At 63.6% G+C, this 23,798-nt stretch carries 22 protein-coding genes; 13 read left to right on the forward strand and 9 right to left on the reverse strand.

All coding sequences use genetic code 11. The features are described 5' to 3' along the window. Nucleotides 1-32: 32 nt before the first annotated feature. From drt3a to KI794_RS03205, 4 genes are all read left to right on the forward strand, one after another. Nucleotides 33-1,262, forward strand: coding sequence for an antiviral reverse transcriptase Drt3a (gene drt3a / locus KI794_RS03190; protein WP_255809111.1), 1,230 nt, complete (start codon nt 33-35; stop codon nt 1,260-1,262). Next, nucleotides 1,262-3,307, forward strand: a complete 2,046-nt coding sequence (gene drt3b, locus KI794_RS03195; RefSeq protein WP_255809112.1) for an antiviral reverse transcriptase Drt3b — start codon at nt 1,262-1,264, stop codon at nt 3,305-3,307. The genes drt3a and drt3b overlap by 1 nt, the downstream gene beginning before the upstream one ends. Nucleotides 3,308-4,552: 1,245 nt before the next feature. Beyond that, a complete protein-coding gene (locus KI794_RS03200) occupies nt 4,553-5,200 on the forward strand; it encodes a hypothetical protein (protein ID WP_255809113.1) in 648 nt (215 codons plus the stop codon). Nucleotides 5,201-5,244: 44 nt separating this feature from the next. Continuing rightward, nucleotides 5,245-5,499: a hypothetical protein gene (locus KI794_RS03205; RefSeq protein ID WP_255809114.1), complete on the forward strand. Its 255-nt coding sequence runs from the start codon at nt 5,245-5,247 to the stop codon at nt 5,497-5,499. A 101-nt stretch (nt 5,500-5,600) separates the two neighbouring features. On the opposite strand, the gene KI794_RS03210 is transcribed toward KI794_RS03205, so the two are convergent. The 6 genes from KI794_RS03210 to KI794_RS03230 form a co-directional block, all read right to left on the reverse strand. Next, on the reverse strand, nt 5,601-5,843 hold the full coding sequence (locus KI794_RS03210; RefSeq protein ID WP_255809115.1) for a hypothetical protein: 243 nt from the start codon (nt 5,841-5,843) through the stop codon (nt 5,601-5,603). Nucleotides 5,844-5,987: 144 nt separating this feature from the next. Next, the gene (locus KI794_RS03215) at nt 5,988-6,116 is read right to left on the reverse strand and encodes a hypothetical protein (protein WP_255809116.1); all 129 of its coding nucleotides are present in this window, start codon (nt 6,114-6,116) and stop codon (nt 5,988-5,990) included. A gap of 9 nt (nt 6,117-6,125) precedes the next feature. Continuing rightward, nucleotides 6,126-6,347 (reverse strand): HipA N-terminal domain-containing protein, encoded by a 222-nt coding sequence (locus tag KI794_RS16265; protein WP_370647851.1) that lies wholly within the window; start codon nt 6,345-6,347, stop codon nt 6,126-6,128. Nucleotides 6,348-6,447: 100 nt separating this feature from the next. Beyond that, nucleotides 6,448-7,143, reverse strand: a complete 696-nt coding sequence (locus tag KI794_RS03220; protein ID WP_255809117.1) for an IclR family transcriptional regulator — start codon at nt 7,141-7,143, stop codon at nt 6,448-6,450. 12 nt (nt 7,144-7,155) lie between these two features. Next, a complete protein-coding gene (locus KI794_RS03225) occupies nt 7,156-8,517 on the reverse strand; it encodes an aromatic amino acid lyase (RefSeq protein WP_255809118.1) in 1,362 nt (453 codons plus the stop codon). Then, nucleotides 8,514-9,845, reverse strand: coding sequence for an amidohydrolase family protein (locus tag KI794_RS03230; RefSeq protein ID WP_255809119.1), 1,332 nt, complete (start codon nt 9,843-9,845; stop codon nt 8,514-8,516). Before KI794_RS03230 ends, KI794_RS03225 begins: the two co-directional genes overlap by 4 nt. 120 nt (nt 9,846-9,965) lie before the next feature. On the opposite strand from KI794_RS03230, the gene KI794_RS03235 reads away from it, so the two are divergent. The 7 genes from KI794_RS03235 (at nt 9,966) to KI794_RS03265 (ending at nt 20,157) form a co-directional block, all read left to right on the forward strand. Continuing rightward, the gene (locus KI794_RS03235) at nt 9,966-11,666 is read left to right on the forward strand and encodes a urocanate hydratase (protein ID WP_370647852.1); all 1,701 of its coding nucleotides are present in this window, start codon (nt 9,966-9,968) and stop codon (nt 11,664-11,666) included. Further along, the gene (locus tag KI794_RS03240; protein WP_255809121.1) at nt 11,663-12,682 is read left to right on the forward strand and encodes an arginase family protein; all 1,020 of its coding nucleotides are present in this window, start codon (nt 11,663-11,665) and stop codon (nt 12,680-12,682) included. The genes KI794_RS03235 and KI794_RS03240 overlap by 4 nt, the downstream gene beginning before the upstream one ends. Further along, a complete protein-coding gene (locus KI794_RS03245) occupies nt 12,679-13,749 on the forward strand; it encodes an ABC transporter ATP-binding protein (protein WP_255809123.1) in 1,071 nt (356 codons plus the stop codon). Before KI794_RS03240 ends, KI794_RS03245 begins: the two co-directional genes overlap by 4 nt. Next, nucleotides 13,746-14,393 (forward strand): ABC transporter permease, encoded by a 648-nt coding sequence (locus KI794_RS03250; protein ID WP_255809124.1) that lies wholly within the window; start codon nt 13,746-13,748, stop codon nt 14,391-14,393. Before KI794_RS03245 ends, KI794_RS03250 begins: the two co-directional genes overlap by 4 nt. Continuing rightward, entirely contained in the window at nt 14,390-15,106 is a 717-nt protein-coding gene (locus KI794_RS03255) for an ABC transporter permease (protein WP_255809125.1), read from the forward strand. Before KI794_RS03250 ends, KI794_RS03255 begins: the two co-directional genes overlap by 4 nt. A 49-nt stretch (nt 15,107-15,155) precedes the next feature. Beyond that, a complete protein-coding gene (locus KI794_RS03260; protein ID WP_255809127.1) occupies nt 15,156-16,052 on the forward strand; it encodes an ABC transporter substrate-binding protein in 897 nt (298 codons plus the stop codon). A 409-nt stretch (nt 16,053-16,461) separates the two neighbouring features. Further along, on the forward strand, nt 16,462-20,157 hold the full coding sequence (locus tag KI794_RS03265) for a phosphodiester glycosidase family protein (RefSeq protein ID WP_255809129.1): 3,696 nt from the start codon (nt 16,462-16,464) through the stop codon (nt 20,155-20,157). Nucleotides 20,158-20,295: 138 nt separating this feature from the next. On the opposite strand, the gene KI794_RS03270 is transcribed toward KI794_RS03265, so the two are convergent. The 3 genes from KI794_RS03270 to KI794_RS03280 all read right to left on the reverse strand — a co-directional run bounded on the left by KI794_RS03270 (nt 20,296) and on the right by KI794_RS03280 (nt 21,787). Beyond that, entirely contained in the window at nt 20,296-20,661 is a 366-nt protein-coding gene (locus tag KI794_RS03270; protein WP_255809131.1) for a DUF3592 domain-containing protein, read from the reverse strand. A 72-nt stretch (nt 20,662-20,733) separates the two neighbouring features. Then, nucleotides 20,734-21,180 (reverse strand): RidA family protein, encoded by a 447-nt coding sequence (locus KI794_RS03275; RefSeq protein ID WP_119283332.1) that lies wholly within the window; start codon nt 21,178-21,180, stop codon nt 20,734-20,736. Continuing rightward, nucleotides 21,173-21,787: a helix-turn-helix domain-containing protein gene (locus KI794_RS03280; protein ID WP_119283331.1), complete on the reverse strand. Its 615-nt coding sequence runs from the start codon at nt 21,785-21,787 to the stop codon at nt 21,173-21,175. The genes KI794_RS03275 and KI794_RS03280 overlap by 8 nt, the downstream gene beginning before the upstream one ends. A gap of 294 nt (nt 21,788-22,081) precedes the next feature. On the opposite strand from KI794_RS03280, the gene KI794_RS03285 reads away from it, so the two are divergent. Both KI794_RS03285 and KI794_RS03290 read left to right on the forward strand, forming a co-directional pair. Further along, on the forward strand, nt 22,082-23,008 hold the full coding sequence (locus KI794_RS03285; protein ID WP_255809132.1) for an amino acid ABC transporter permease: 927 nt from the start codon (nt 22,082-22,084) through the stop codon (nt 23,006-23,008). Continuing rightward, nucleotides 23,005-23,796, forward strand: a complete 792-nt coding sequence (locus KI794_RS03290) for an amino acid ABC transporter ATP-binding protein (RefSeq protein WP_304941400.1) — start codon at nt 23,005-23,007, stop codon at nt 23,794-23,796. Before KI794_RS03285 ends, KI794_RS03290 begins: the two co-directional genes overlap by 4 nt. Nucleotides 23,797-23,798: the final 2 nt, after the last annotated feature.

The raw sequence follows: 23,798 nt of genomic DNA on the forward strand, positions 1-23,798 counted from the left end.
GTGCCAGAAGAGAACTTTACAAGACTGAAGTAATGCCTCTTGCTTTAGGCAGCCCCGCCAGACTCGCCGCCTTGGATCAGTTTCGCTCAGACCGTAAAGAGCTGCGCCAGAACCGCGACACTGCCCTCGAAGAGGCCCTACAAGAAGCATTAGGTCAGTTCGAGCAAGCTCTGGAATCGGATAGTTTTACTTTTGATCTTGTACCGGCGGTGAAACTTGGAGATCGGCAGACCTATCGGATTAGCGACAAGTTAGACATTGCCTTCCCGGCAAAACAAGCAGCTGCAGTTATTCGCGATCTCCGTCCTGCAGAGAGCCAGAGCCGCAATGGTATAGTCCGTGCGCTCAAAGAAGCACTTGGGAAGAAGTACGCACACGCCATCTATCGGCTTGATATAACTTCCTTCTTCGGGTCAATCCCGCATGCCGATCTATTAGAGCGTCTTCGCTCTCTAAAGAGGCTCGATACAGTAACCGCCACTCTTGTGTCTCGGCTGCTCGATGAATTCGCGGCGCTGACTGGTAGCCGTGTTGGCATTCCGCAAGGCGTAGGTTTGAGCTCTCACCTTGCCGATCTTTATCTACACGCGTTTGATCGCCAGATGAAAGCAACTCCCGGCGTTCTCTTCTACGCGCGCTACGTTGATGACATGGTTCTTGTCCTGGAGGATGAGACGGTACTAGATCTTGTGAGGAATGAGATCGACGACGAGCTTCAAAAGCTTGGTCTGAAAAAGAACCTCGCGAAGACCGACACAATTACTGCGACGGACAACGGTGACTACCCGGCGGGGAGCGCACTGGAATATTTGGGCTATAGGTTCACCCGCGCTCAAGGCATTCTTGCCACAAGCCTTACCGCTAACCGCCACCAACGGAGAATGAAACGCTTAGAACTAGCCCTTCAATCATGGCTTGATTCATCCCCCGACGCGGCTAAACCGAATTACGGGCATGATGGCATGTTGATCGATCGACTTCGCTATCTAGCAGGCAACACGAAGCTATTGAACTCGAAGGACAATGTGGCGATTGGTCTTTTCTTCTCGAATAGCGCCTTGGATGCGGACGCGAGAGAGCTAACTGATCTTGACGCTGTGCTAGAACAATTCAGGCAGGATCATGCCCAAGAAATGTCTGAGGGCCTTACGAAAAAGATGAAGGCCATCTCGTTTGTAGGGATGTTCGCTCAGAAACCCTTTTACCGGTTCAGTCAAAGGAAAATACAGCGAGTTATCCAGGCCTGGGAGGAGGGCAACTAATGAAGTATCAGAAGGTAACGCGTGACCCCCTCCGAGCACTAACTTCAGAAATGCTGCCTTACGAAGTGCCGCTTCCGTTCAACACCGCTATGCTCTACGGATTCCTGCGCAGGATCAAGTTTGCCTGGGTCGATGAGCACAAGTTCAGGGTTTTCAAGAGTCGATTCGGGCGAGCAGAAAAGTACTGGCTTGAGATCATCTTCGATGGTCAGTCATTTGAAAGAGGAGCCACTCACGGCGACTATCTCCTGTTTGATCTGAGGTCACGAGGTGGAGCTGGATACGATCTTCGCCACCCCTACAAGTATCGTGCCAAGCGCAACAATGGGAAGAATCGAAATTTAGCGCTACCCCACCCGCAGTCGATGCTTGCGATGACATATTTTATTAGCGAGTACCGCGATTCGATCCTTTACTATACAAATAGGAGCAGCTTTTCGATCCGTCATCCGCAGCGTGTGGCTCGGCTTCACGCCAAGAGAGACTCGGAGTTCGCTCGCCGCAGAGACAAAGAGTCGTATGGTTTCGAGCAATATGACCTTGAGTACGAGCATGTCAGTTCCTTCTTCTCGTACCGGCGCTACAACAACATCAACCGCTTTTACTCATCACCTGAGTTTCGAGCATGTGAACGTAAGTACCCGAAGCTGGTGCGGGCAGACGTGTCCAAATGTTTCGACAGTATTTATACGCACACTGTGTCATGGGTGACGAATGGTGTTCGGGCCAGCAAAGAATTCCGTGGAGAAGGCGCTGTCGATGCAACTTTTGGTGCCAAGTTTGATCACTATATGCAGTATCTCAACTACGCGGAGACCAGTGGAATCATTATTGGTCCCGAATTCTCGCGCATTTTTGCCGAGATCATCTTGCAGGAAGTCGATGTCCGAGTAGAGCGGCTGTTGGCCGAGAAGGGCATGCAGGCCGGTCATGACTACGAGATCATGCGCTACGTCGATGATTACTTCATCTTCCTCTCGGACGCTAAGGAGAGCCAACGCGTCGAGGAATTATTGGCGAGCCAGCTTAGCGAGTTTCGGCTGCACCTCAACGACCACAAGCAGCACGAGTTTGACACCCCGCTGCGCTCACATATATCAGTAGCAAAGCTCCGGATTCGAGAGAATCTAAAGTCTCGCACCGACTGCACGATCGACCAAGAGTCCGAGCAACCCAAGGCGAACCTGTATTTCTCGAGCAGCAAAGCAATTTTGGACTACAAAGCCACGCTGATCGATTCAGAACTTGAACATGGAGAAATTGCCAACTCTTACCTATATGAAATTGGCAGAAGAGTATCGAAGACCATCAAGAAGTATCAGAAGCACCTCGACAGAGTTCATGCCGAAGGCGACGCGAAGATGCTTGCGTCTGCCCAGACCGCGTTGGTCACTTACCTAGTCTCAAATTTAGATACAGCCATTTTCGTATACGCGGGAGCACCGTCAGTTTCTCACAGTGTCAAAGTCACACGGCTTATCGTCAGCGCATTAAAGACATTGGAGGACAATGACTTTAGCTTCCTTCAGATCCAGGCGTTCAAGGACAAGATGCTGCGTGAGATCGAGGCTCAGCTGGCTGCCGTTCGTGATGAGTCAGAGTTTGGCGTGCACACCCTACTACTTGCGGATTGCTTGATCTACATGAATCCGAGCATCGATGAAAACCGGCTCTCGGAAATCCTCAGCCGAAGAGGGGTGGAAGTCCGTGAGCTAGATGCCTTCGGAGTATTGACGTTCTTGCGGAGATTTAGTCAGGAGGCCAGCAGTAGTCCGCTGAAGACAAGCCTGCTCGTGAGGGCAAGGCAACTGGTCGATTTAGGGGAGGCAGATCAGAAATTCAACGCAGCAAGAGTTATCCTACGAATGAGTCTGCTTTCAATGCCAGGTCTAAGCGAGCTAGAACTGAGAGAGGCCACCGGCCTCTCTGGCGGAAAAGTAAAGGCTCTAAGGCGGAGTAAAGCACACCCCTCCCTATTCGCCTGGAACGCCAATGACGACTATCACGAGCGTCTGCAGCTAAAAATCGCCCAAATGGTATACTAGAGATGCAGCCACGACGCAACGGTCTTAGGACCCACACACTGGCGCTGGGAGCCGGGCGTCTCGAAGCTCCAAGTGACGGCCAGACTTATGTCTGGCCGTTGCGCGTATCTCGGCGGCTACCCTCGTGTTAATGCGCAGGTTAGTCGACGAGATACTTCCGAATGGTTTTGTGATTCCGCCCTACCTTCTTCGCTATAGCCTTCAATCCGAGACCTTCTGCTCTTAGCTCCTGCCACCGGAATATCTCATCATCGGTTGGAACGGCCACACGTGATCGAATCCCAGCCCCCGCAAGATACTTCATTATCGTGCCCCGATTGTGCCCATATTTGTCAGCCAGCTCATAGGCTGACATCCCCGCCTCATAATCAGCAATCATGAGCTGCAGCTTCTCGTTGGTGACGCGAGCAAGTGATCGTGGCGGTTGGTGTAAATCTGCGGATTTTGGCGAAGTGGGAGCCTCCTTAAGGAGTCGCCACCCCTGTTCTAAATGGTTTGAATACGAGGAGAACACCCCGTCAGAAAAAGCCTGATCAAATTAGGTTTTGATTAGGCCTTCGTCGTTTCGTGCGAGCCCGTGGCCCTTGCGCGCGTGGCCCTCGCCCTGCAACCAGTGTCCGACGTGCCCTGTACCGTCTCGATATGTCGGCACAACGGAGTTACTCGGACCAACAGCTAACTGATGCGGGAGCGATCGTGACGTGGATCGAGCGTACCTACCATCGGCGCCGCAGACAGGTTAGGATGGGCCGTTTGACGTCGATCGAGTGCGAGACCATCATGAACAAGACAGGTCGCACCCGCTGCCTGACCAGCCTGTCACCTAGTCGTGCACCAGACCCAATATCTGGTAACTACGCCATGCCCGCACCCGGCTACGCCAGGGCGGGCGTGACCTGAGGATTCACCGAAGAATTCGTTGCTGTGGGCGTTCATGCACCTCCATTCTGAGGATCGAGAATTGCAGGAACGCCAACGTCGTACCGGTGCCAGTAGCGTGGGGGTGATTCGAAGATGGGGGTTCGCTTTCCCAGGGGCGCGCCGTGGTCGGAGGCCAATCAACGAGCTTCGCTGCACTTAGACGCCCCATAGATGGCTCCAGGCGCCGATAGCTCATGTCCAGTCCTGAGGAGCGATGCGTTCAGCGGACTATTTGAGCGGATGTGGGCACAAACCTTGACTCACAAGCAGACAAGTGTAAATTGGATTACTCAAGTTAGTTTACTTTATCCTAGGGAGTAGAGAATGTTCCAGTTGGTGAAGTTTAGTTTTAAATCACTTGTGTTGCCCTTGGTTGCCATTGCTGTGGCGATAGGGATGGTGGTGTTCACAACAGTCACGCCTGCACGTGCTGACGATAGTTTTGGCGCTGGCGCTGGCGCTGGCGTTGGGGATTCGGTTGTTCAGCTTGATCAAGCGCTTGAAAGCGGAGGGGTCGAGGTTGCGGGGTTGGATGGGCAAGCTCGAACTCTGGAAAAGGTCCCTGGCGCCTATGGAGATGCCCTTCAATTCGAGTTCGCCGAAGGCGACAACGTCTCGCTGTCGCCGGACAAGAAGTCGTTGACTATATCTAATGCCGCCGGGCAGGTGCTTTTGGCGTTCGACTCACCCGAGCTTCGTAGCCCGGGCGATCCCGAAGTTGTGGTGGATTCGGAGATCCTCATTGAAGATGGTCTTATCCAAGTTGTTCCTAGTGGTAGCTCGTTTGTTGAGGGGGTGGAGGCTCGTGCAAGTTGCTTTGCTTCGTGGCTAGGGAGTCTGGTGGTCTCCGTGGGTTCCGGTGTCCTTGTCTGCCTTCCCCTGGGTCTCGCCAACGTGGCAGCTGGCATCGCTTGCACCGTAGCAATGGGAGTGGGGAGTGCGTCATTGGACTATGACAAAGCTTGCCGTTAGGAGGCACTGCGGTGCTTGGTGATTCTGGAAAGGGACGGAAGGCAATGACCCCTCTTGAACGTTTGAACGATCAAGGGGCTGTGTTGAACTTGTTTATCTGGCTTCTCGTTGGCAGTTTCGTGGGGACACTGATTGGTTTGGGCCTGAAGGCCAATGCGAGCTGGGAGGAATTTCTGCATCTTGTGGTTGTTTTTGTCCCCTTTGTGTGGGTCCCGTCTGGGGCAATTCTTGCGACTGTTGGGGTGGCGTTGTTTATTCGGGCAGGGAAAATTGCCGCGTCGGGTGACGAAGGGCGCTGAACAGTCTGCGGTTGAGGTGGAGTGCTGCCGGGTCTGTCGCACTCCACCTGACCCCAGCTCGCGTGGGGGGCGAAATATGAATTGGCGCGACTGATCTCGCCCTACACTGCGTAAAATAGAGTCACCCAGCCGAACATGTTCCTGCTGGCCGTCACGCATTCGAGTCGTAATGCAACACCTTCGCGGGAAACTCGAGCATTAGGGTGCCACCAGGCATCGATGATGCGGTCGTAGCGCTTGGTGACGAACGCGGGGAGCCCGTCGAAGTCCATGATCTTGACCACGGCGGTTCCGACGCCCGGTAAGCGCGCGGCGCCTATCATGACGAACTCGACGGCTTGCATCTCGGCGTTCGAGTGGCCCGGTCCAGTCACCATTCCCGGTTCGACGATGTGGGTGCTGGCGATTCGCCCGTTCGGTTCAAACTAGGCGCCATCCGCGCGTGCGAGCGCGAACTTCCCTTGGTCGCCGCCCAGCGAGAAGCGGCTCTAGTCTTCGGTGGCGTCATTCGCCCAGCGATCGGGGTCATCGATGAGCTCGCTGATTCGTTCGGTGATGCGGGCATCGGTCATGTGCGACATGCTGCCGAGCATCGAAAGCCCGGTGCCCTGCGGCACGACCTGCACCTAGCCTGGCGCATCCTTTCCCAGGTGGCGCAGCACCGTGAAGGGGTCGTTTCGTGTTTCGCTGAACTTGGCGGCCCATCGGTCGCGAGCCTCGACCGCGTCTGGCAGCAGATTTGAGAGCGGAGGTATTACCTCGTTGGGGCCGTGGTTCTCTCGAGCGAGCGGCATTCTCACTGAGAGTGGGGTGGACCCGCGGCGGTCGAAGCAGGCGGCATCACCCATATGGCCTTCGGCGTTGACCTGCTCTGGGTCACGCAGGGTGCCAGTGACCTCAATTGTGGGCGGGCCGAACCCACGGGCGCTAGGCAGGGCTCAAGGCGTGCTAAAACTTCGCCCCCAGCGCAGTCGCCGCAGCGATCACCGCAGCCCCTGCCTCCGCGATGCCGTCGCCCTTGAGGCGATAGCTCGGGCCGACCACGCTGAGCACCGCGATGATCTCGCCGGTTGACGAGTAGACGGGTGCCGCGACGACGGTTGCTTCTGAGGTGACGACCGCGTCCATCACCACGTAGCCGCTTTCTGGGATGCGGCGTTCGAAGACCTCGGCAACCGCCGAGCTCGCCATTGGCACTGTGCGGCCCTGCCAGCCCGAGAAGCCGACGTGCCTGATCGGGTGCGTGGTCTGTTCCTCGCGCAGGTAGACGCAGGTGTTGGCGTCGCCCCGCACCGCGAGGTAGCTTGATTCGCCGGTCGACTGGGTGAGCTCGTGCAAGATCGGCGCGCTGAGGTCGTTGAGCGCCTCCGCAGAGGCCGGCTCCGGTGTGAACCGGCTCTGCGCGAACCTGGCACCGACCACGAAGTGGCCCTGCGGGTCTTTCGCGACGTAGTCCCAGTGCTCGAGCACCCGGAGCATGCGCATGGCTGTCGACGCGGGGAGATCCGCCTCACGCGCGAGCGCGCTCAGCGAGATCGGCCCCGACTCGACAACGCGAGTGAGCAGCTCGAGCGCTCGGTGAACGGCACGAGGGCCCTGGCTTGGCCCCTGAGCGTCGTCGTGCGATTCGTGCGATTCGTTCATGCTCATCTCTCGCTAGGATACCGATACTCGTACGTGGTCGAGAACCCCCAGAGTCGCAGCCACCTCTGCGCTGAGGTCTCGGTCGCGCAACTCGTGCGAGCTGTCTGCGAGCGCCGGGGCACCCGCGACGCCGCCGGGCAACCGCCCGAGCGCGACGCCGATGCAGGCGAGCAGCGTGCGGTATGCGCTGTCGGCGCGCGCGAGCCTGCGCACCGCGTGGGCGGTGAATGGGGCGTGCTCCTCGGCGCCCTGAGAGACGTTCACGCCGTACGCACCGTGTGCGGCGGCGGCCTCCCTGATCTCGGCGACCGCCGCGGCCGCTGCGTATTCGAGCATCATCGCCCCGGTCGCGTCTGCGCTGCCGTCGCTGAGGAAGTCGGCCGCGCCCGTGAAGCGCGCGTCGAGCAGCAGCCCGAGCCGCGCGGCGGCGAGGCTCGCCTCGTGGGCGAGCGCGCGCAGCAACCCGTCGATCGCGAGCGCGAGCTCGACGGTGTAGAAGTTGCCGACGTGTGCCACGTCGCCCTGCGGCAGCGCGACCGGGTTCTCGAAGCGCGCGTTGATGCCGATCTCGACGGTGTCTGCCGCCGTGTTCCAGGCGCGCAGCACGCTGCCGTGCGAGTGCGGGGCGAGCCGCACCGAGAACGGTTCCTGTACCCGGGAGGCGGGGGCGGTGCCGCGGATCGCGCGCAGTCGCTCGGCGACCTGCCGCACCTCGGCGTGCTGCGGCGCGAGCGCTTCGGCCGAGAAGTGGTCGTGCGTCGAGTGCACTGCCCGGGCGACGAGCCCAGTGAGCTCGACCCCGGCGGCGAACGCGCGCGCGCTCGACTGCAGCGTGAGCGCCGCGTCGGCGTAGGTGAGCGCCCCAGAGCTCATGAACGGCAGGCCGTCGCTCGGCAGAAACGCGACCCCGGTCTCGGTGAGGTGGAGGGCGACGGCGGCAAGCGCGCCAATGTCGCCCGTGCCGAGCGACACTCCATAGTGGATCGTTGGCAGCTCAACGCCCCCGGCAGCAGCAGCGAGTCCCGCCGCGAGCTCGGAGCTCACGCCCGAGCCGCCCTGCGCGATCTGGATCGAGCGGATGAGCAGCGTTGCCCGCGTACGATCCGGATCAACGGTCTCGCCGATCTGCAGCGCGTGCGCCTGCCAGAGCCGCACGCACGACTCGAGGTCGCGCTCGACCGCAACAAACCTGCGCGCGCCAACCCCGGTTGAGAGGCCGTACACCTCCTTGTGCGCCGCGGCCGCGAGCAGGTTGCGGTGCCCTTCGGCGATGCGGATCTCGTCGTCCGCGGCGAGCTCTGCGCGGAGTTCTTGGCGCGCGAACTGCTCCACCTGGGCGAGGCTCCAGCGCGAACCGAGTGCCTTCGCGGTCATGCCCCGGGCTCGATCCTGCGGCCGCGACGGGCGACCACCTCGCCGCCGATATAGACCTCGGCAGCGAGGTTTGAACCGAGGCGGTGCACGATCTGGCCGTGCTCGGCGACGTCCCAGAGCACGAAGTCAGCGGTCTTGCCGACCTCGATGCTGCCGCGCTCGCCGCCGGTGCCGAGCGCGTGCGCGGCGTTGATGGTTGCGAGGTTCCAGACCGCTGCGAACGACATCCGGTACAGGCGCGCGGCGAGCTGCATGGTGAGCTGCATCGAGGTGCACGGTGCGGTGCCGGGGTTGTAGTCGGTCGAGAGCGCGAGCGCCGCACCCGACTCGACGAGGCGATCCGCCCAGGCGACGAGGTCGCGCGGCTGCTTCGCCGATCCACCGACACCGACACCGGCCCCCGCACCGGCCCCGCTGCGGCCCGGAGTGACATCGAGCAGATGCATGTTTGCGGCTGGGAAGATCACCCCGACGGTCTCGGACCCGGCAAGCGCTGCGAGACTGTCGTCGCCAACGAAATCGAGGTGGTCGACCGTGAGTGCCCCGGCATCGGCGGCGATTCCTGTGCCCGACACGTCGCCGGTCTGGTCGGCGTGGACGCGCAGCGTGAACCCGTGCTCCCGCGCCGCGGCGATAAGCCGCTCGCCCTCCGCCGCGGTGAACGAGACGGGGTCGATTGCGATGTCGCAGGTGTCTGACAGCTTCCGCGCGGCTGGCATCATCGCGATGACCTCGGCGATGTACGCCTCGCGGTCGTCGCGGTGCCGCTCGGGCACGGTGTGGGCACCGAGGAACGTGCTTTCGAGTGCGACGGGGTGGTCGATTGCGGCCGCGAGTTCGAGCAGCCTGAGTTCGGAGCGCTCGCTGAGCCCGTAGCCGCTCTTCGCCTCGACAGCAGTGGTGCCCGAGGCGAGCATGTCGTCGAGAATCGTCTCGGCGTGCGCGAGGAGCGCAGCGTCGCTCGCCTCGGCGGTCGCGTTGATTGTGGATCTGATCCCGCCGTCGATCCCGACAGCCGGCCGCTCGAGCACCTTCGCCTCCCACTCGGCGTGCCGCGATCCACCGTGGATCAGGTGGGTGTGCGGATCGCTGAACGCAGGGGAGACGAGGCGGCCGCCCGCGTCGACGTGACGCGTGGCGCTGTACCGCTCGAGGAGTTCGTCGGCGCTGCCGACGGCGACGATCTTGCCCTCGTTTACCGCGAACGCGCCGCCAGGAATCACCTCGATGTGATTGAGCGCGTCGCCCCGAACCGGGCCCGCGGCGGCGCTGCGCGCGGTGAGTAGTTCGGAGGTGTTGAGAACCAGCAGGTCGATGTTTTCTTGCATTTTCCCTCGATGTAACGGTTTTTGATTGGCGCTTGACAGCTTGCGAAGCGTCTGCGTTAATGAGTAAAGCGTTTCACGTGATGATTCGCAAGTATTTCATACAATGCAAAGGAGCAACAGATGGAGCGGGTGTCACCCGGTACTGGCCGAGAGCTACGCTGTCGGGGTTGGCGTCAGGAAGGCATCCTGCGGATGCTCGAAAACACGCTCCACAACGCCGAGCGTCCCGAGGATCTGGTGATCTACGGCGGCATCGGCAAGGCTGCCCGCGACCACGAGAGCCTGCGCGGGATCATCGAGTCGCTGAAGGTGCTCGGCGACAATGAGACGCTCGTTGTGCAGTCGGGCCGCGCGGTTGCGATCATGCCAAGCTCCGTCGCTGCGCCCCGCGTGCTCATCGCCAACGCAAACGTTGTGCCGCGCGCCGCCACCCGCGAGGAGTTCTTTGACCTCAGCGACCGCGGCCTCACCATGCACGGCCAGTACACGGCAGGCAGCTGGGCGTACATCGGCGGGCAGGGGATCGTGCAGGGCACCTTCGAGACCTTCGCCGCGGCAGCAGAGCGCGCGTTCGGCGGCGACCTCACCGGCAAGATCGTGCTCACCGCAGGTCTCGGCGGCATGGGTCAGCCCCAGGGGCGCGCGGTGCGGATGAACGGGGGAGTCGCGCTCATCGCCGAGCTCAACCGTCAGCTCATCGAGCAGCGGATCGAGGCCGGCAGCGTCGACGAGGTGTTCGACACCCTCGACGCGGCGTGGGAGCGCGCAGAAGCGCTCGCCGCGCAGGGCGAAGCGCGCGTGCTCGCGGTCGTGCAGAACGCGGCGGACGTCGCAGAGCAGCTCGCAGATCTGGATCGCGTCCCCGCGATCACCACCGACCAGACGAGCGCGCACGACCTGCTGCACGGCTACATCCCATCCGGCCTGAGCTTCGCCGAGGCGACGCAGCTGCGCGCCGAGGATCCTGACGGGTACCTGCGCCGCAGTGAGGCAACCCTGCTGCGCCACGTCACAGCGCTCGTGCGGCTGAAAGAAGCGGGATCGGTGGTGTTCGAGTACGGCAACGACATCCGCCAGGCCGCCCGCCGCCTCGGCCACGAGCGCGCAGACGAGATTCCCGGCTTCGTGCCCGAGTACATCCGGCCGTCGTTCGGCGTGGGGCGCGGCCCGTTCCGCTGGGTCTGCCTGAGCGGCGACATCGCCGACCGCGACAGGCTCGACCGCGCGGCACGCGAGCTCTTCCCCGACGACACCCGCCTGAACACCTGGCTCGACCGCGCAGCCTCCGAAACCCCGGTTGAGGGGCTGCCCGCGCGCATCTGCTGGATCGGGCATGGCCAGCGCGCCGCGATGGCGCTTGAGATCAACCGCCTCGTCGCGAACGGCGAGCTGTCGGGACCCGTCGCGATCACCCGCGACCACCTCGACTCCGGCTCGTGCGCGTACCCGACCCGCGAGACCGAGAAGATGCCCGACGGTTCAGACGTCATTGCCGACTGGCCGTACCTCAACGCGATGCTCAACGTCGCGGGCGGCGCAGACCTCGTCGCGATCCACCAGAACGCGGGGATCATCGGTGGTTCAGTCTCCGCTGGCATGACGATGGTGCTCGACGGCACCGAGCTCAGCGCGGCGCGCGCCCGCATCTGCTTCGAGAACGATCCTGCGATTGGCGTGATCCGCCACGCGAGCGCGGGCGTTCCGGAGGCCGTGGCGTACCTGCCGCAGAGCGGGATCCGCGCCGTCGGGGTTGGCGAGGTTGAGGATCGCGCAGCCGGTGCGAGCACGGCCGACAGCACTACCGCCGGGGTCGGCGCATGAGCGGGCTCACCCCCGTTGCCCACGGACTCCTCGGGGCCGAGATCAGTGGCCCGGAGGAGATCGCGGCGGGCGACATCGCGGTGTTCGGTGCGCCGTATGGCTCGCCGTACTGGATGAGCGGGGTGCACTCTGACGCGGCAAACGCGCCACGCGTGTTCCGCGAGCGCGCGAACCAGCGCTTCGGCGTGCACCAGAACCGTTACGACTTCTCGCTCGGCGGCACGCTGCTCGGCGACACCGGTGTGCGGCTGCACGACCTCGGCGACCTCGTGGGCGACCCGCGCGATCTCCCGGGCAACGCCGCAGCGGTGACCGCGACCGTGCGCGACATCGTGGATCGCGGTGGCGTGCCGATCGTGCTCGGCGGCGACGACTCCGTGCCGATTCTTGCTGCTGCTGGTTTTGCCGGACCCACGGGGTCCGCGGGGTCGGGCGGCGGGCCGGGGGCTGCGGCAGATGCAGACGCCGCCGATGCAGCCACGGCAGCCGCCCCGCGGATCAACGTGCTGCAGATCGACGCGCACATCGACTTCGCAGACGTCGCGCACGGCCGCGCCGACGGGTTCTCGAGCACGATGCGGCGCATCCGCGAGATGGGCTGGGTCGGGCAGATCGTGCAGGTCGGCGCGCGCGGCACCGGCAGCGCGACCCCGGCGGACTACGACGCTGCGGTCGCCGCGGGAAACGTCATCGTGCCGATGGCGGAGGTGCGCCGCAACGGCATCGAGAGTGTCATCGAACGGATGAACACCGACCTGCCGTGGTTTGTCACCCTCGACGTCGATGGCCTCGACCCGACGATCGCCCCCGGCACCAGCTGTCCCGTGCCTGGCGGCCTGAGCTTCGACGAGGCCGAGGCGCTGCTCGCCGCGGTCGGCGGCACGCTCGGGCTCGCAGGCATCGACATCGTCGAGCACTTCCCGTCGCTCGACGTCAGAGACACCACTTCAACTACACTTTCCCGGCTGCTCTCCGTGCTCATCGGAAACGCCGCACGATCGAGGAGACACGCATGATCACATTTGAGAAGGTCGAGAAACGCTACCCAGACGGCACACTCGCCGTCGAGTCGCTGTCGCTCGAACTGCCTGCCGGGCAGACCACAGTGTTTGTTGGGCCGTCGGGCTGTGGCAAGACCACGAGCCTGCGCATGATCAACCGCATGATCGAGCCGACAAGCGGCAGGATCACCATCGACGGTCAAGACGTGACGACGCTGAAAAAGGCCGAGCTGCGTCGCGGCATCGGCTACGTCATTCAGAACGCCGGCCTCTTCCCGCACCGCACGGTGCTGCAGAACATCATGACGGTGCCGAAGCTCAACGGTGTGCCGACGGCGCAGGCGAAGACGCGTGCGTACGAGCTGCTCGACACCGTCGGCCTGCCGCGTGAGTTCGCCACACGATTCCCGACCCAGCTCTCGGGCGGCCAGCAGCAGCGCGTCGGCGTTGCCCGCGCGCTCGCGGCGAGCCCGAAGGTGCTGCTCATGGACGAGCCGTTCTCGGCGCTCGACCCGGTGGTGCGGCACGAACTGCAGGAGGAGTTCGCGCGGCTCGGCCCCGAGCTCGGCACGACGATCGTGTTTGTGACGCACGACATCGACGAGGCCGTACGGCTTGGGGACCGCATCGCGGTGTTCGAGAAGGGCGGCAAGCTTGCCCAGTTTGCGACCCCGGAAGAGCTGCTGAGCTCTCCAGCGAACGAGTTCGTCGCGGAGTTCGTCGGCAAGGATCGCGGGTACCGTGCGCTCTCGTTCAAGCAGGTGGGAACGACGGTGAACCCCGTGGCGACGATCCAGCTCGGCGACTCGACCGCCGAGCTCCCCGCCGCTGGGGCCGCGGTCGTTGACACCTCGCACCGGTTCGTCGGTTGGGCGCGGCGCGGCGAGCAGGCCGACCGCGCGAACCAGCTTGAGCAGCGCGCGACGGTGCGCCAGAGCGACTCGATGCGCCTCGCAACCGACGCCGTGCTCACGAGCCACGATGGCCAGGCGATCGTCGTCGACGACGACGGCAGGCTGCTCGGCAGCATCGACCTCGCCCTGCTGGCGCCGCGCCTGCACGCACAGGGATCCCGAGCATGATCGAGTGGATCGCTGACAACCTGCAGCGCGTGCTCGGTCTCGCGGGGCTGCACTCCGTGCTCGCGGCAGCCGCGACGCTCATCGGCCTCGTGCTCGCGCTCGTGCTCGGCATGCTCGTCGCCCGCACCCGGTGGACGGCGGGGGCGATGCTCGCGATCAGCGGTGTGCTCTTCACGATTCCGTCGCTCACGCTGCTCATCTTTATCCCGGTGCTGCTTGGCACCAAGATCCTCGACCCGATCAACATCGTCATCGCGCTCTCGGTGTACTCGTTCGCGCTCCTGTTTGGCGGCGTCGTCGAGGCGCTCCGGGCGGTTCCGGTGGAGACGCGGCAGGCGGCAGAGGCGATGGGGATCGGCAGGCTGCGCCTGCTCTTCACGGTCGAGCTGCCGATTGCGATCCCGGTGATCGCTGCAACGCTGCGGGTCGCGGCGGTGTCGAACGTCAGCCTCGTCTCGGTCGGCGCGCTCATCGGTGTCGGTGGCCTCGGCGACCTCTTCACCGAGGGGTTCCAGCGGAGCTACCTCGTGCCGATCATCTGGGGCATCCTGCTGAGCGTTCTGCTCGCCCTCGTGTTCGACATGATTGTGGTGCTCATCGAACGAGTATCTACCCCCTGGGTGAAGGCAGGTGAGCAGCGATGATTCTGCAACAGATTCTTGAGTTCTTCTCGAACCCGGCGAACTGGTCTGGGCCAGACGGCATCCCCGTGCGGCTCGGCGAGCACCTGCTCTACACGGTGATCGTCGTCGCGATCGGCATCCTCATCGCGATCCCGGTCGGCGCGCTCATCGGGCACACCCGCCGCGGCGCCTGGCTTGTCATCAACATCGCAAACGGCTCTCGCGCGCTCCCGACCCTCGGCCTCCTCACCCTCATGGTGCTGCTGCTCGGACTCGGGTTCCTGCCAGCCGCGATCGTGCTGGTGGTGCTCGCGATCCCGCCGATGCTCACCGCGACCTACGCGGGCGTGCGCGGTGTCGACCCCGCGGTCGTTGACGCGGCCCGTGGAATCGGGATGCCTGAGTGGCGGATCCTCGTCACTGTCGAGCTGCCGATCGCAGCGCGCGTGATCGTGAGCGGCATCAGGTCGTCGGTGCTGCAGGTCATCGCAACCGCGACGGTCGCCGCGTACATCGCGCTCGGCGGTCTCGGCCGCTTCCTGCTCGACGGCCTCGCGCTGCGCGACTACGGCGAGATGGCGGGTGGCGCACTGCTCGTCGCTGGGCTCGCGCTCATCACCGATGGGCTCTTTGCGCTCGGGGGTATTCGCCGCAAGAAGCCGCTCGCGAAGGCCGAGGCGGTCGCGGCGGAGGCGACCGAGACCCGTGCCGTCAGGCTCACTGAACAGCCCTAACCATTCTTTTGAATCTCTCTCACACCCTGTACACCCGGAAGGAATTTCAATGAAGAAAACAGTTCTTGCCGCGGCCGCCGCGGCAGTCGCACTCACCCTCGGAGGCTGCGCAAGCAGCGGCTCACTCGACGGTGGATCTGAGGAGTCGAGCGGCGACACCATCACCATCGGCTCCGCCAACTTCTCGGAGAACGTGCTGCTCGCGCACATCTACGCTGAGGCGCTGGAGGACGCGGGAGTTGCAACGACCGTGAAGCCAAACATCGGCAGCCGCGAGGTGATCATTCCGGCGCTGCAAGACGGCAGCATCGACATCGTGCCAGAGTACAGCGGCGCGCTGCTCGCGTACCTCGGTGGCGACGAGACCGCGTTCAGCTCGGAAGACGTGCTCAAGGCGCTCGACGCAGTCGTGCCCGAGGGCACGACGCTGCTTGAGGCCGCATCGGCTGAGGACAAGGACACGCTCGTCGTGACCGCCGAGACCGCAGAGAAGTACAACCTCGTGTCGATCGGCGATCTGCAGCCCGTTGCCGGGGAGCTCGTGCTCGGCGGCCCGCCGGAGACGAAGGACCGCCGCGCGGGCGTGCCCGGCCTGAAGGAGCTCTACGACGTCACGTTTGGCGAGTTCAAGTCGGTCGACCTTGGCGGCCCGCTCACCGTTGCCGGCCTGAATGGCGGCGACATCGATGTGGCCCTCATGTTCACCACGCAGTCTGCGATCGCCGAGAACAATTTTGTGTCGCTTGAAGACCCCGAGTACATGTCGCTCGCTGAGAACATCATTCCGATCGTGCGCAGCGACCGCGCAGACGACACGGTCACGGAGGCGCTGAACGCGGTGTCGGCGAAGCTCACCACCGAGGATCTCATCCGCATGAACCGCGAGATCGAGGTCGATAAGAAGGATCCGCAGAAGGTCGCGCGAGCCTACGTCGATTCGCTCTAGTCGCGCAGACCCTGAGGGTGAAGCTCGAGAGACCTTCGTGGCCGAATGCGAGCCGGTATGAACCCGGTTCGCGGCTACGAAGGTCTCTCTCTGCTGTCCCAATCACATACGTGCCGCGCTGGTCTGAAGGTGTCAGGAGCCCAAGCGTTGTGCGCAGGTCCGGGCTGCAGCCTTCGAGGTCGACCAGGTGGATCGGCCCGAGTAATTCGTAGCGAAAGTCGCTACGGGTATTTCGGTCGTTCGAAGTTCGTGTCACAACGCCGCAAGGCCAACAACCCTCCCGTCCACCCGCAGGCAACCTTCGCGCTACCTGGCCTCCCTACGCTGACTTGAGCGTCCGGCGGCCATTCAATTATTCCTTTGCTGCCGCACGCGCATTCCAAAACTTAAGAAAGGTCTGCGGCAACTCGTGGCTTGGTTTAGACGAACACCCCTGAAAACAACGCTTGCGGCCGGGCTCTGTCTCGGCATCGCTGTGAGCGGCATCGCCCTCGCACCCCAGTCCACCCTCACGGCCAGTTACGCGTCACCCGACACGGGTGGTCTCGACCTGGGCGGCCGTGATTCGAGCCTGCTTCGCGCTGACACGCGGCAGCTCGCACCGGGTCTGAAGGCGACAAGCTTTGACAGGCTGCAAGGTGAGGGATGGGTGACTGGCGACGTGCTCGTCGCGGATCTCTCCACACCCACGCTGTCGATGGACGTGCGTGACTCGGGCAGCCTTACGAAGCCAGCGCCCGTCACTGAGCACACGCTTGGCGATCACGCCGTGGCCGCGGTCAACGGCTCCTTCTTCGACATCAACAACTCTGGTGTCGCCCAGGGCACGAACGTCTCGTCGACGGAGGGCGTGAAGACAACGAGCGGATCACCTGTCCAGAGCTTCACAGTCAGCGAGGGTATCGCTGCGATCCAGGCGCTTGCCTCAGCCGCCACCCTCGACATTGCGGGCGCCAATCACCCGGTGAGCACGGTCAACAACATCGGTATTCCCGCCGACGGCATCGGCTACTTCACGCCGATGTGGGGCGAGTACCCAATCTCGCGCGCCATCGGCGGGCCATCGAACATCGACCCGAAGTTTCTCCGCGTGGAGATCACAGACGGGGTCGTGACGCGCACATCTGCGGACCTTGCCGAGATTACGGGACCGACCGCCATCGCAGCAGGATCGGGCGTCGTGCTCGCGCGCGGATCGGCCGTCGACCTGTTCGCTGGCGTGAAGCCAGGCGATCCGCTGCCAGTAACTGTCGCTGCCAGCGCCGATGTGGATCTCGCGATCAGCGGCAACCAGCGCCTCGTCGCTGACGGCGTCGTCGTCGGCGCTCCCGACAAGGGCGAGCCCCGCACCGCGGTTGGCGTGAGCGAGGACGGCAGCGAGGTCTACGTGGTCTCCCTCGACGGCCGCCAGAGCCATTCCCGCGGCATGGCGCTCGACGAGCTCGGCGAGTTCATGGTCGAGCTCGGCGCGCACAACGCGGTGAATCTCGACGGTGGCGGATCCAGCACCCTGCTCATGCGCGAGCCGGGAACCAGCGAGCTGAGCGTCGGCAACGCGCCCTCAGATGGGCACCTGCGCAGCGTGCCCAACAGCCTCGTGTTTTCGTCGACCGCGCCCGACACCGGGCTCGCCGACGTGATGGTTGCCCCCGAGTCGAAGCTTGACGACGCAGACGCAGTGTTCCCTGGCTTCTCGCGCACTGTCTCAGGCATTGGCCTCGACGCGAATCGCGGCGCGATCGCTACGGCGGGCGAGTTCTCGGTGGCGGGCAAGAACGCGACGCTCACGGCGGTCGACGGAGACACCGCAACGGTCACCGGATCCGCACCTGGCACCGCGCCCGTCACGTTTACCGCAGAAGGGAAGTCGGCGACGAGCGAGCTGCGCGTACTCGGCGAGCTCGACAGGCTCCGTGCGAGCCAGAGCGTTATCGCTTTGGTCGACGAGAACGGCAGCGAGACTGTGACAATCACCGGCCTCGACAAAGACGGCTTCGGCGCGCCCATCGAGGCCGCTGACCTCACGGTCTCGGCCGGCGCTGACGTCGCTGTCGAATCGCTTGACGGCGACACCTTCACGATCACCCCGCGTGCAACGTCGGGGGCGGCGACGGTGTCGTTCTCGGCGGGAGATCGCCGCGTCGACGTCGCAGTCACGATTGGCTTGGAAGAGGAGCCTGTCTCTGACCTCGCAAACGCGAAAGACTGGACCTTCCGCTCAGACCGCGCCACCGGCCAGATCGCTGAGGCAACCGGACCGAACGGCGAGGCCGGGCTGAAGCTCACCTACGACTTCGCCTCGTCGACTGGCACGCGCGGTGCGTACGCCGTTGCGCCCGAACCCATCGAGATTGCGGGGCAGCCGAAGGCAATCAAGATGTGGGTGCACGGCGACGGCAACAGCACCTGGCCACGGCTCCAGATGAAGACCGGCGCGGGCACCACGATGAACATCGACGGCCCGCACACCAGCTGGAAGGGTTGGCAGGAGCTCACGTTCAACGTGCCAGTTGGCACCGCCTACCCGCTGAAGCTCGAGCGCGTGCGCATGATGGAAACCTCGGCAGCGAAGCAGTACCAGGGCGAGACAATGTTCGCCGGCATCCGCGCCATCGTGGCGCCCGAGGTCGATCAGCCGCAGGCGCCGGTCGTGCACGATCCGCTCGTCGTCACGAACGGCACCGTCGACAAGCGCGCGCAGCGCATCGCTGTGATGAGCGATGCGCAGTTCGTCGCCCGCAACCCCGAGGGCCCCAACGTGCACGGCGCACGCCAGACCCTGCGTGAGATCCTCGCCGCGAAGCCCGAGATGTTTGTGATCACGGGTGACTTCGTCGACGAGGCCGCGCCCGAGGACTTCGCGCTCGCCCGCAAGATCCTCGACGAGGAAATCGGCGACAAGCTGCCCTGGATCTACGTGCCTGGCAACCACGAGGTGATGGGAGGGCCGATCGAGAACTTCATTGCCGAGTTCGGTCCGACGAAGACGAAACAGCAGGTCGGCAGCACGCTGGTCATCACGCTGAATACCGCGAACGGTTCGTTCAATGCCTCTGACAAGCAGCAGATGCGCTTCCTTGAAGACGCACTCGCCGAGGCCGAGAAGGATTCGACGATCACGGGCGTGCTCGTGTTCGCGCACCACCCCGTCGACGACCCGAAGAGCAGCAAGGACAGCCAGATCTCGGATCGCATCGAGGCGAAGCGCTATCAGGATCGGCTCGCGGAGTTCCGTGCCGACACCGGCAAGTCAATTGCCTCGATCAACGGCCACGCCGGCGTTTTCCATGCGACGAGCCACGAGGGAGTCTCGACCTTCCTCAGCGGCAACAGCGGTAAGGGGCCGTCGAGCTCGCCAGACAAGGGCGGTTTCACGGGCTGGGCGATGCTCGGCATCAACCCGAACTCGGGCGTCGTTGGAAAAGATCCGGCGCCCGTGACAAGCCGCACGAACTGGCTCCAGGCCGAGGTGAAGCCCCGGGTCGACGAGCTCACCCTTGGCGCGACCGCGGCAGTGCCGGCGGCGATGACCGTTGGCGACTCGGTGACCGTAGATGCCACCATCTCGCAGGACGGCGGGCGCATCGTGCCCGTGCACTGGCCGATGAGCGCGGTGTGGGGCGGGGACGGTGTCGTCGTCGACGACGGATCAGTCGAGACCGATAAGCGCGGCCGCGCAGTGAGCGCGAGCGCAAGCGAGGCGACCGATGAGAGTGTGCTCCGGTTTAACCCGTCGACGGGCGCCCTGACCGCGACCGGTGCGGGGGAGGCGACGCTCGGCGTGACCGTGAACGGCGTCACGAGCGAGCACACGATCACTGTTGCGGACGACACAACCGGACCGGTGGATCCGGGTGGTCCCGGCGAGCCGGGCGGCCCGGATCAGCCGGGTGACGGCGGCGGCACCGGGACCGGTGACGGTAGCGGAACCGCCCCCGGCGCCGGTGCCGAAACTGGCGGCAAAGTCGATACGGGCGCCGAAGGAAAGCAGGGCCTTGCGAACACCGGCGGCCCCGAGGTCCAGTGGACGCTGGCGATCGTGCTGATGACCGTGCTCGTCGCTGCCGGGGGCCTGCTCGCGTTCTGGCGCCGCCGCTCGGCCTAGGTCACCGGGCACGGGTGCAGTAGGCGGCTCAAGCTGTCTGTCGCCGCGGGTCCCAGCGCAGTGCTGGGACCCGCGGCGACGTTGCGTTCGGGGCGCTGGGCTCTGCGCCAGGGGAGTGCCAGATCAGAGCGGGAGGGACTATCGCAGCGAAACGGCGAGAAGCGCGACCCCCGCAATCGCGGCGAATGCCCCGACGGCGATGAGGAGCGTCCCGTTCGTGCGCAGCTGGGCTGGCTGAGACGTCGCGGGGTTCTGGGGGTCGTACGCTACGAGGCAGTTGCCCCCGAAGGGCGCTCGCCAGACGACTTTGACTCGTGACGATCCTGTGCGCTCGACCCCGTCTGGGGTGCGGTAGCGGTAGGGGTGCGGCGAGAACTGGAGTGCCGGGCCGATCCAGTCGCCCGGCACCGTCGCCCAGTGTTTTGGCACGAGCCTGCGAACGCGGAGCCCGGCGAGGATGACGACGCCGGAAACGGCGATGAGCGCAAAGCATGCGATGTACAAGTGGACCTCCCGGCAGTGCGGAAGTCCATCCGCGTCCGACAGTGATTCTATCGAGTGCGCTCTCTTGCGCCGCTAGCTGGTGGTGGCCTCTGCGGCGAACACGGCGTCGATCTCGACGGCAACTCCGCGGGGGAGCGATGCCATGCCGAGCGCCTTGCGTGTCGGGAGATCCTGATCGCCGAAGACCTCGCGCAGGAGGCCGCTCGCGCCCTCCGCGACCTCACCGTGCTGCGTGAAATCTGGGGTGGTGTTCACGCACACGTTGAGCTGCACCAGCCGCAGCCCATCGAGCGTGCCGTTGTGTTCGAGCACCGAGTGGAGCAAACGCAGCGCGGCCTCACGCGCGGCCTGTGCGCCGTCTGCGACTGTGAGCTCCGCGCCGACCTTGCCGAGCGTCAGGCTCGTGTGGCCCGAGGTGAAGATGAGCTCGTGTGCGCTCGCGCACTGCGCCATCGTTGGCGAGTTTGGGCCGTCGGTCGCGCCGAGCGCGCGGGCGAGTGAGTCTCTGGTGCTAGTCATCGTTCGTTCCTTCTGCAGCGCCGGTGGAGCTTGGCACAGTAACCGGGCTGACGATCCAGTGCACCTCTGCAACGTCGTCACCCACGTTCACCGTGCGGTGCAGCTGTGAGCTGCGGTACTCGATGGTGTCGCCAGCATCGAGGAGGTGCGACCTGCCGTCGATCTGGACGTCGACCGAGCCTCGGATGACGATCAGGAACTCCTGGGAGTCGCCGTGGTTGTATGGCTCGTCGCCGGTCGATTCGCCCGGGTCGAATTCGCCGGCGAAGATCTCGATGTGTGACAGCGGGCGGGGGCTCAGCATGAATTTGCGGGCGCCACCGTGGATGAGCTGCGGGCGTTCGGCGTGCCTGACGATGCGTGGCCCCGGTGGTTCGTCGGCGTTGAAGAGTTCGGCGAGGGTTGTGCCGAGCGCCTCGGTGACGTCTCGAAGCGTTCCGAAGCTCGCGCGGCACGTGCCCCGCTCAAGCTGGCTGAGGAAGCTCGCGCTCACGCCTGACATTTCTCCAAGCTGGGTCAGCGACAGTCGCCTGAGCTTGCGTATCTCACGGATGCGTGCGCCGAGTTGGGCGTCTTCGTCTCCGGATTTGCGTTTTTGAGTACTCATCCCTTCGCATGTTACAGGTTTTCGACCGCCGTGTCTGCACCCAAGATGTAGCAATGCTAAAAGTAAATTGAAGTGAAATCGGCAGGCCGTGGCCGTCTGGTTTGCCGTGAATTCAAGTAACTGCCTCGATTTTGCGGGGAGCGTTTCGAATTCAATTCAAACAGCTTGTAGAAATACTGAATTTCATTTACAGTGAATCCATCGACCTTGCGAACGCCTGAGGAACCCCTCTGGAAAACGTAGGTGCGTCAACGTAGACGAAGCCCGGGCCGGGCTCGACCGAAAGGTGGCCGAGTGAAAACCACATCCCCTCCCAGTGCTCCAGCGTCAGCTGGAACTACAGCGGAGATCACCCCGCTAGAGATCGTTCCCCTCAAGCGCTACGGTCGCATGGTCATTGCGGCAGTCGCCGCACTGATCGTCGGCGGCCTCATCTTCGCCCTCGTCACGAGCGAGAACCTCGACTGGAGCGTGGTGGGCCAGTACCTGTTCGCGCCCGTCATCATCGAGGGCGTCATCTTGACGGTGCAGCTCACCGTGCTCGCGGTCATCATCGGCATCCTGCTTGGCATCGTCCTCGCGCTCATGAAGCTCTCTGACAATAAAGTGCTCACCGTGCTCGCCGACCTCTACCTCTGGTTCTTCCGCGGCACACCGCAGCTCATCCAGCTGATCTTCTGGTTCAACCTCGCCTTCCTGTTCCCCACGATCAACCTGGGGTTCGCAAGCTGGGACACGAACGCGCTCATCACCCCGTTCATCGCCGCGCTCATCGGGCTGAGCTTGAACGAGGGCGCCTACATGGCCGAGATTATCCGTGGCGGCATCCTCGGTGTGCCAAAGGGACAGCGTGAGGCAGCCGTCGCGCTCGGCTTCACCCCGCTCGAGATGATGACGAAGATCATCCTCCCGCAGACGATGCGCATGGTGATCCCGCCAACAGGCAACCAGGCAATCGCGATGCTCAAGGTCACCTCGCTGGTCTCGGTCATCTCCGCGCGCGACCTCCTCACGAACGCGCAAATGATCTACTCGCGGAACTACTATGTGATCGAACTGCTCATCGTCGCCTGCGCGTGGTACCTCCTGCTGACCACGGTCGCGACGCTGCTACAGAACCAGCTCGAGAAGAAATACGCAGGCCGCAGTGGCAACACCTCGGGCCGCGGTGCCAACCGAGGCATGTTCAAGCGCCTCACCCAGACGGGAGCACAACGATGAACTCGACAGAGCACGCGACGAGCGCGGAGCGCCCAATGGTGCAGGCCGTGGAGGTACGCAAAAGTTTCGGCGGCAACGAAGTGCTTCGCGGCGTCAGCATCGAGGTGCAGCGGGGAACGGTGACCGCGCTCATTGGGCCGTCAGGATCGGGCAAGAGCACCTTCCTGCGATGCATCAACGACCTTGAGACGTTCGACTCGGGCGACATCCTCGTCGACGGCGAACGCGTTGCTTACCGGCGCGAGGGCACGAAAGCCTACGAGCTCAAGCCGCGGATCGTCGCGAAGCGGCGCGCCAAGCTCGGCATGGTCTTCCAAGGCTTCAATCTGTTCGGCCACCTCACCGTGCTCGAGAACATCATGATCGCCCCGGTGCAGGTGCTCAAGCAAGACAAGCGCGCGGTGGAGCAGCGCGCGCTCGAACTGCTTCGCAAGGTCGGTCTTGCCGACAAGCGCGACGCCTACCCCGACTCGCTGTCTGGCGGGCAGCAGCAGCGCGTCGCCATCGCGCGTGCCCTCGCGATGGAGCCGACGCTCATGCTCTTCGACGAGCCAACTTCTGCCCTCGACCCCGAGACCGTCGGCGAGGTGCTCGAAGTCATGCGGACCCTCGCCCGCGAGGGGATGACGATGATCGTGGTCACCCACGAGATCGGGTTCGCCCGCGAGGTCTGCGATCAGGTCGCCTTCCTTGAAGACGGTGTCATCCAAGAAATCGGCCCGCCAGAGCAGGTCCTCGACAACCCCACACACGAACGAACCCAACGCTTCTTGAGTCGCGTCATCTAGTA

It is taken from the genome of Leucobacter aridicollis, from assembly GCF_024399335.1.
In the GTDB taxonomy this organism is placed as follows: domain Bacteria; phylum Actinomycetota; class Actinomycetes; order Actinomycetales; family Microbacteriaceae; genus Leucobacter; species Leucobacter aridicollis_A.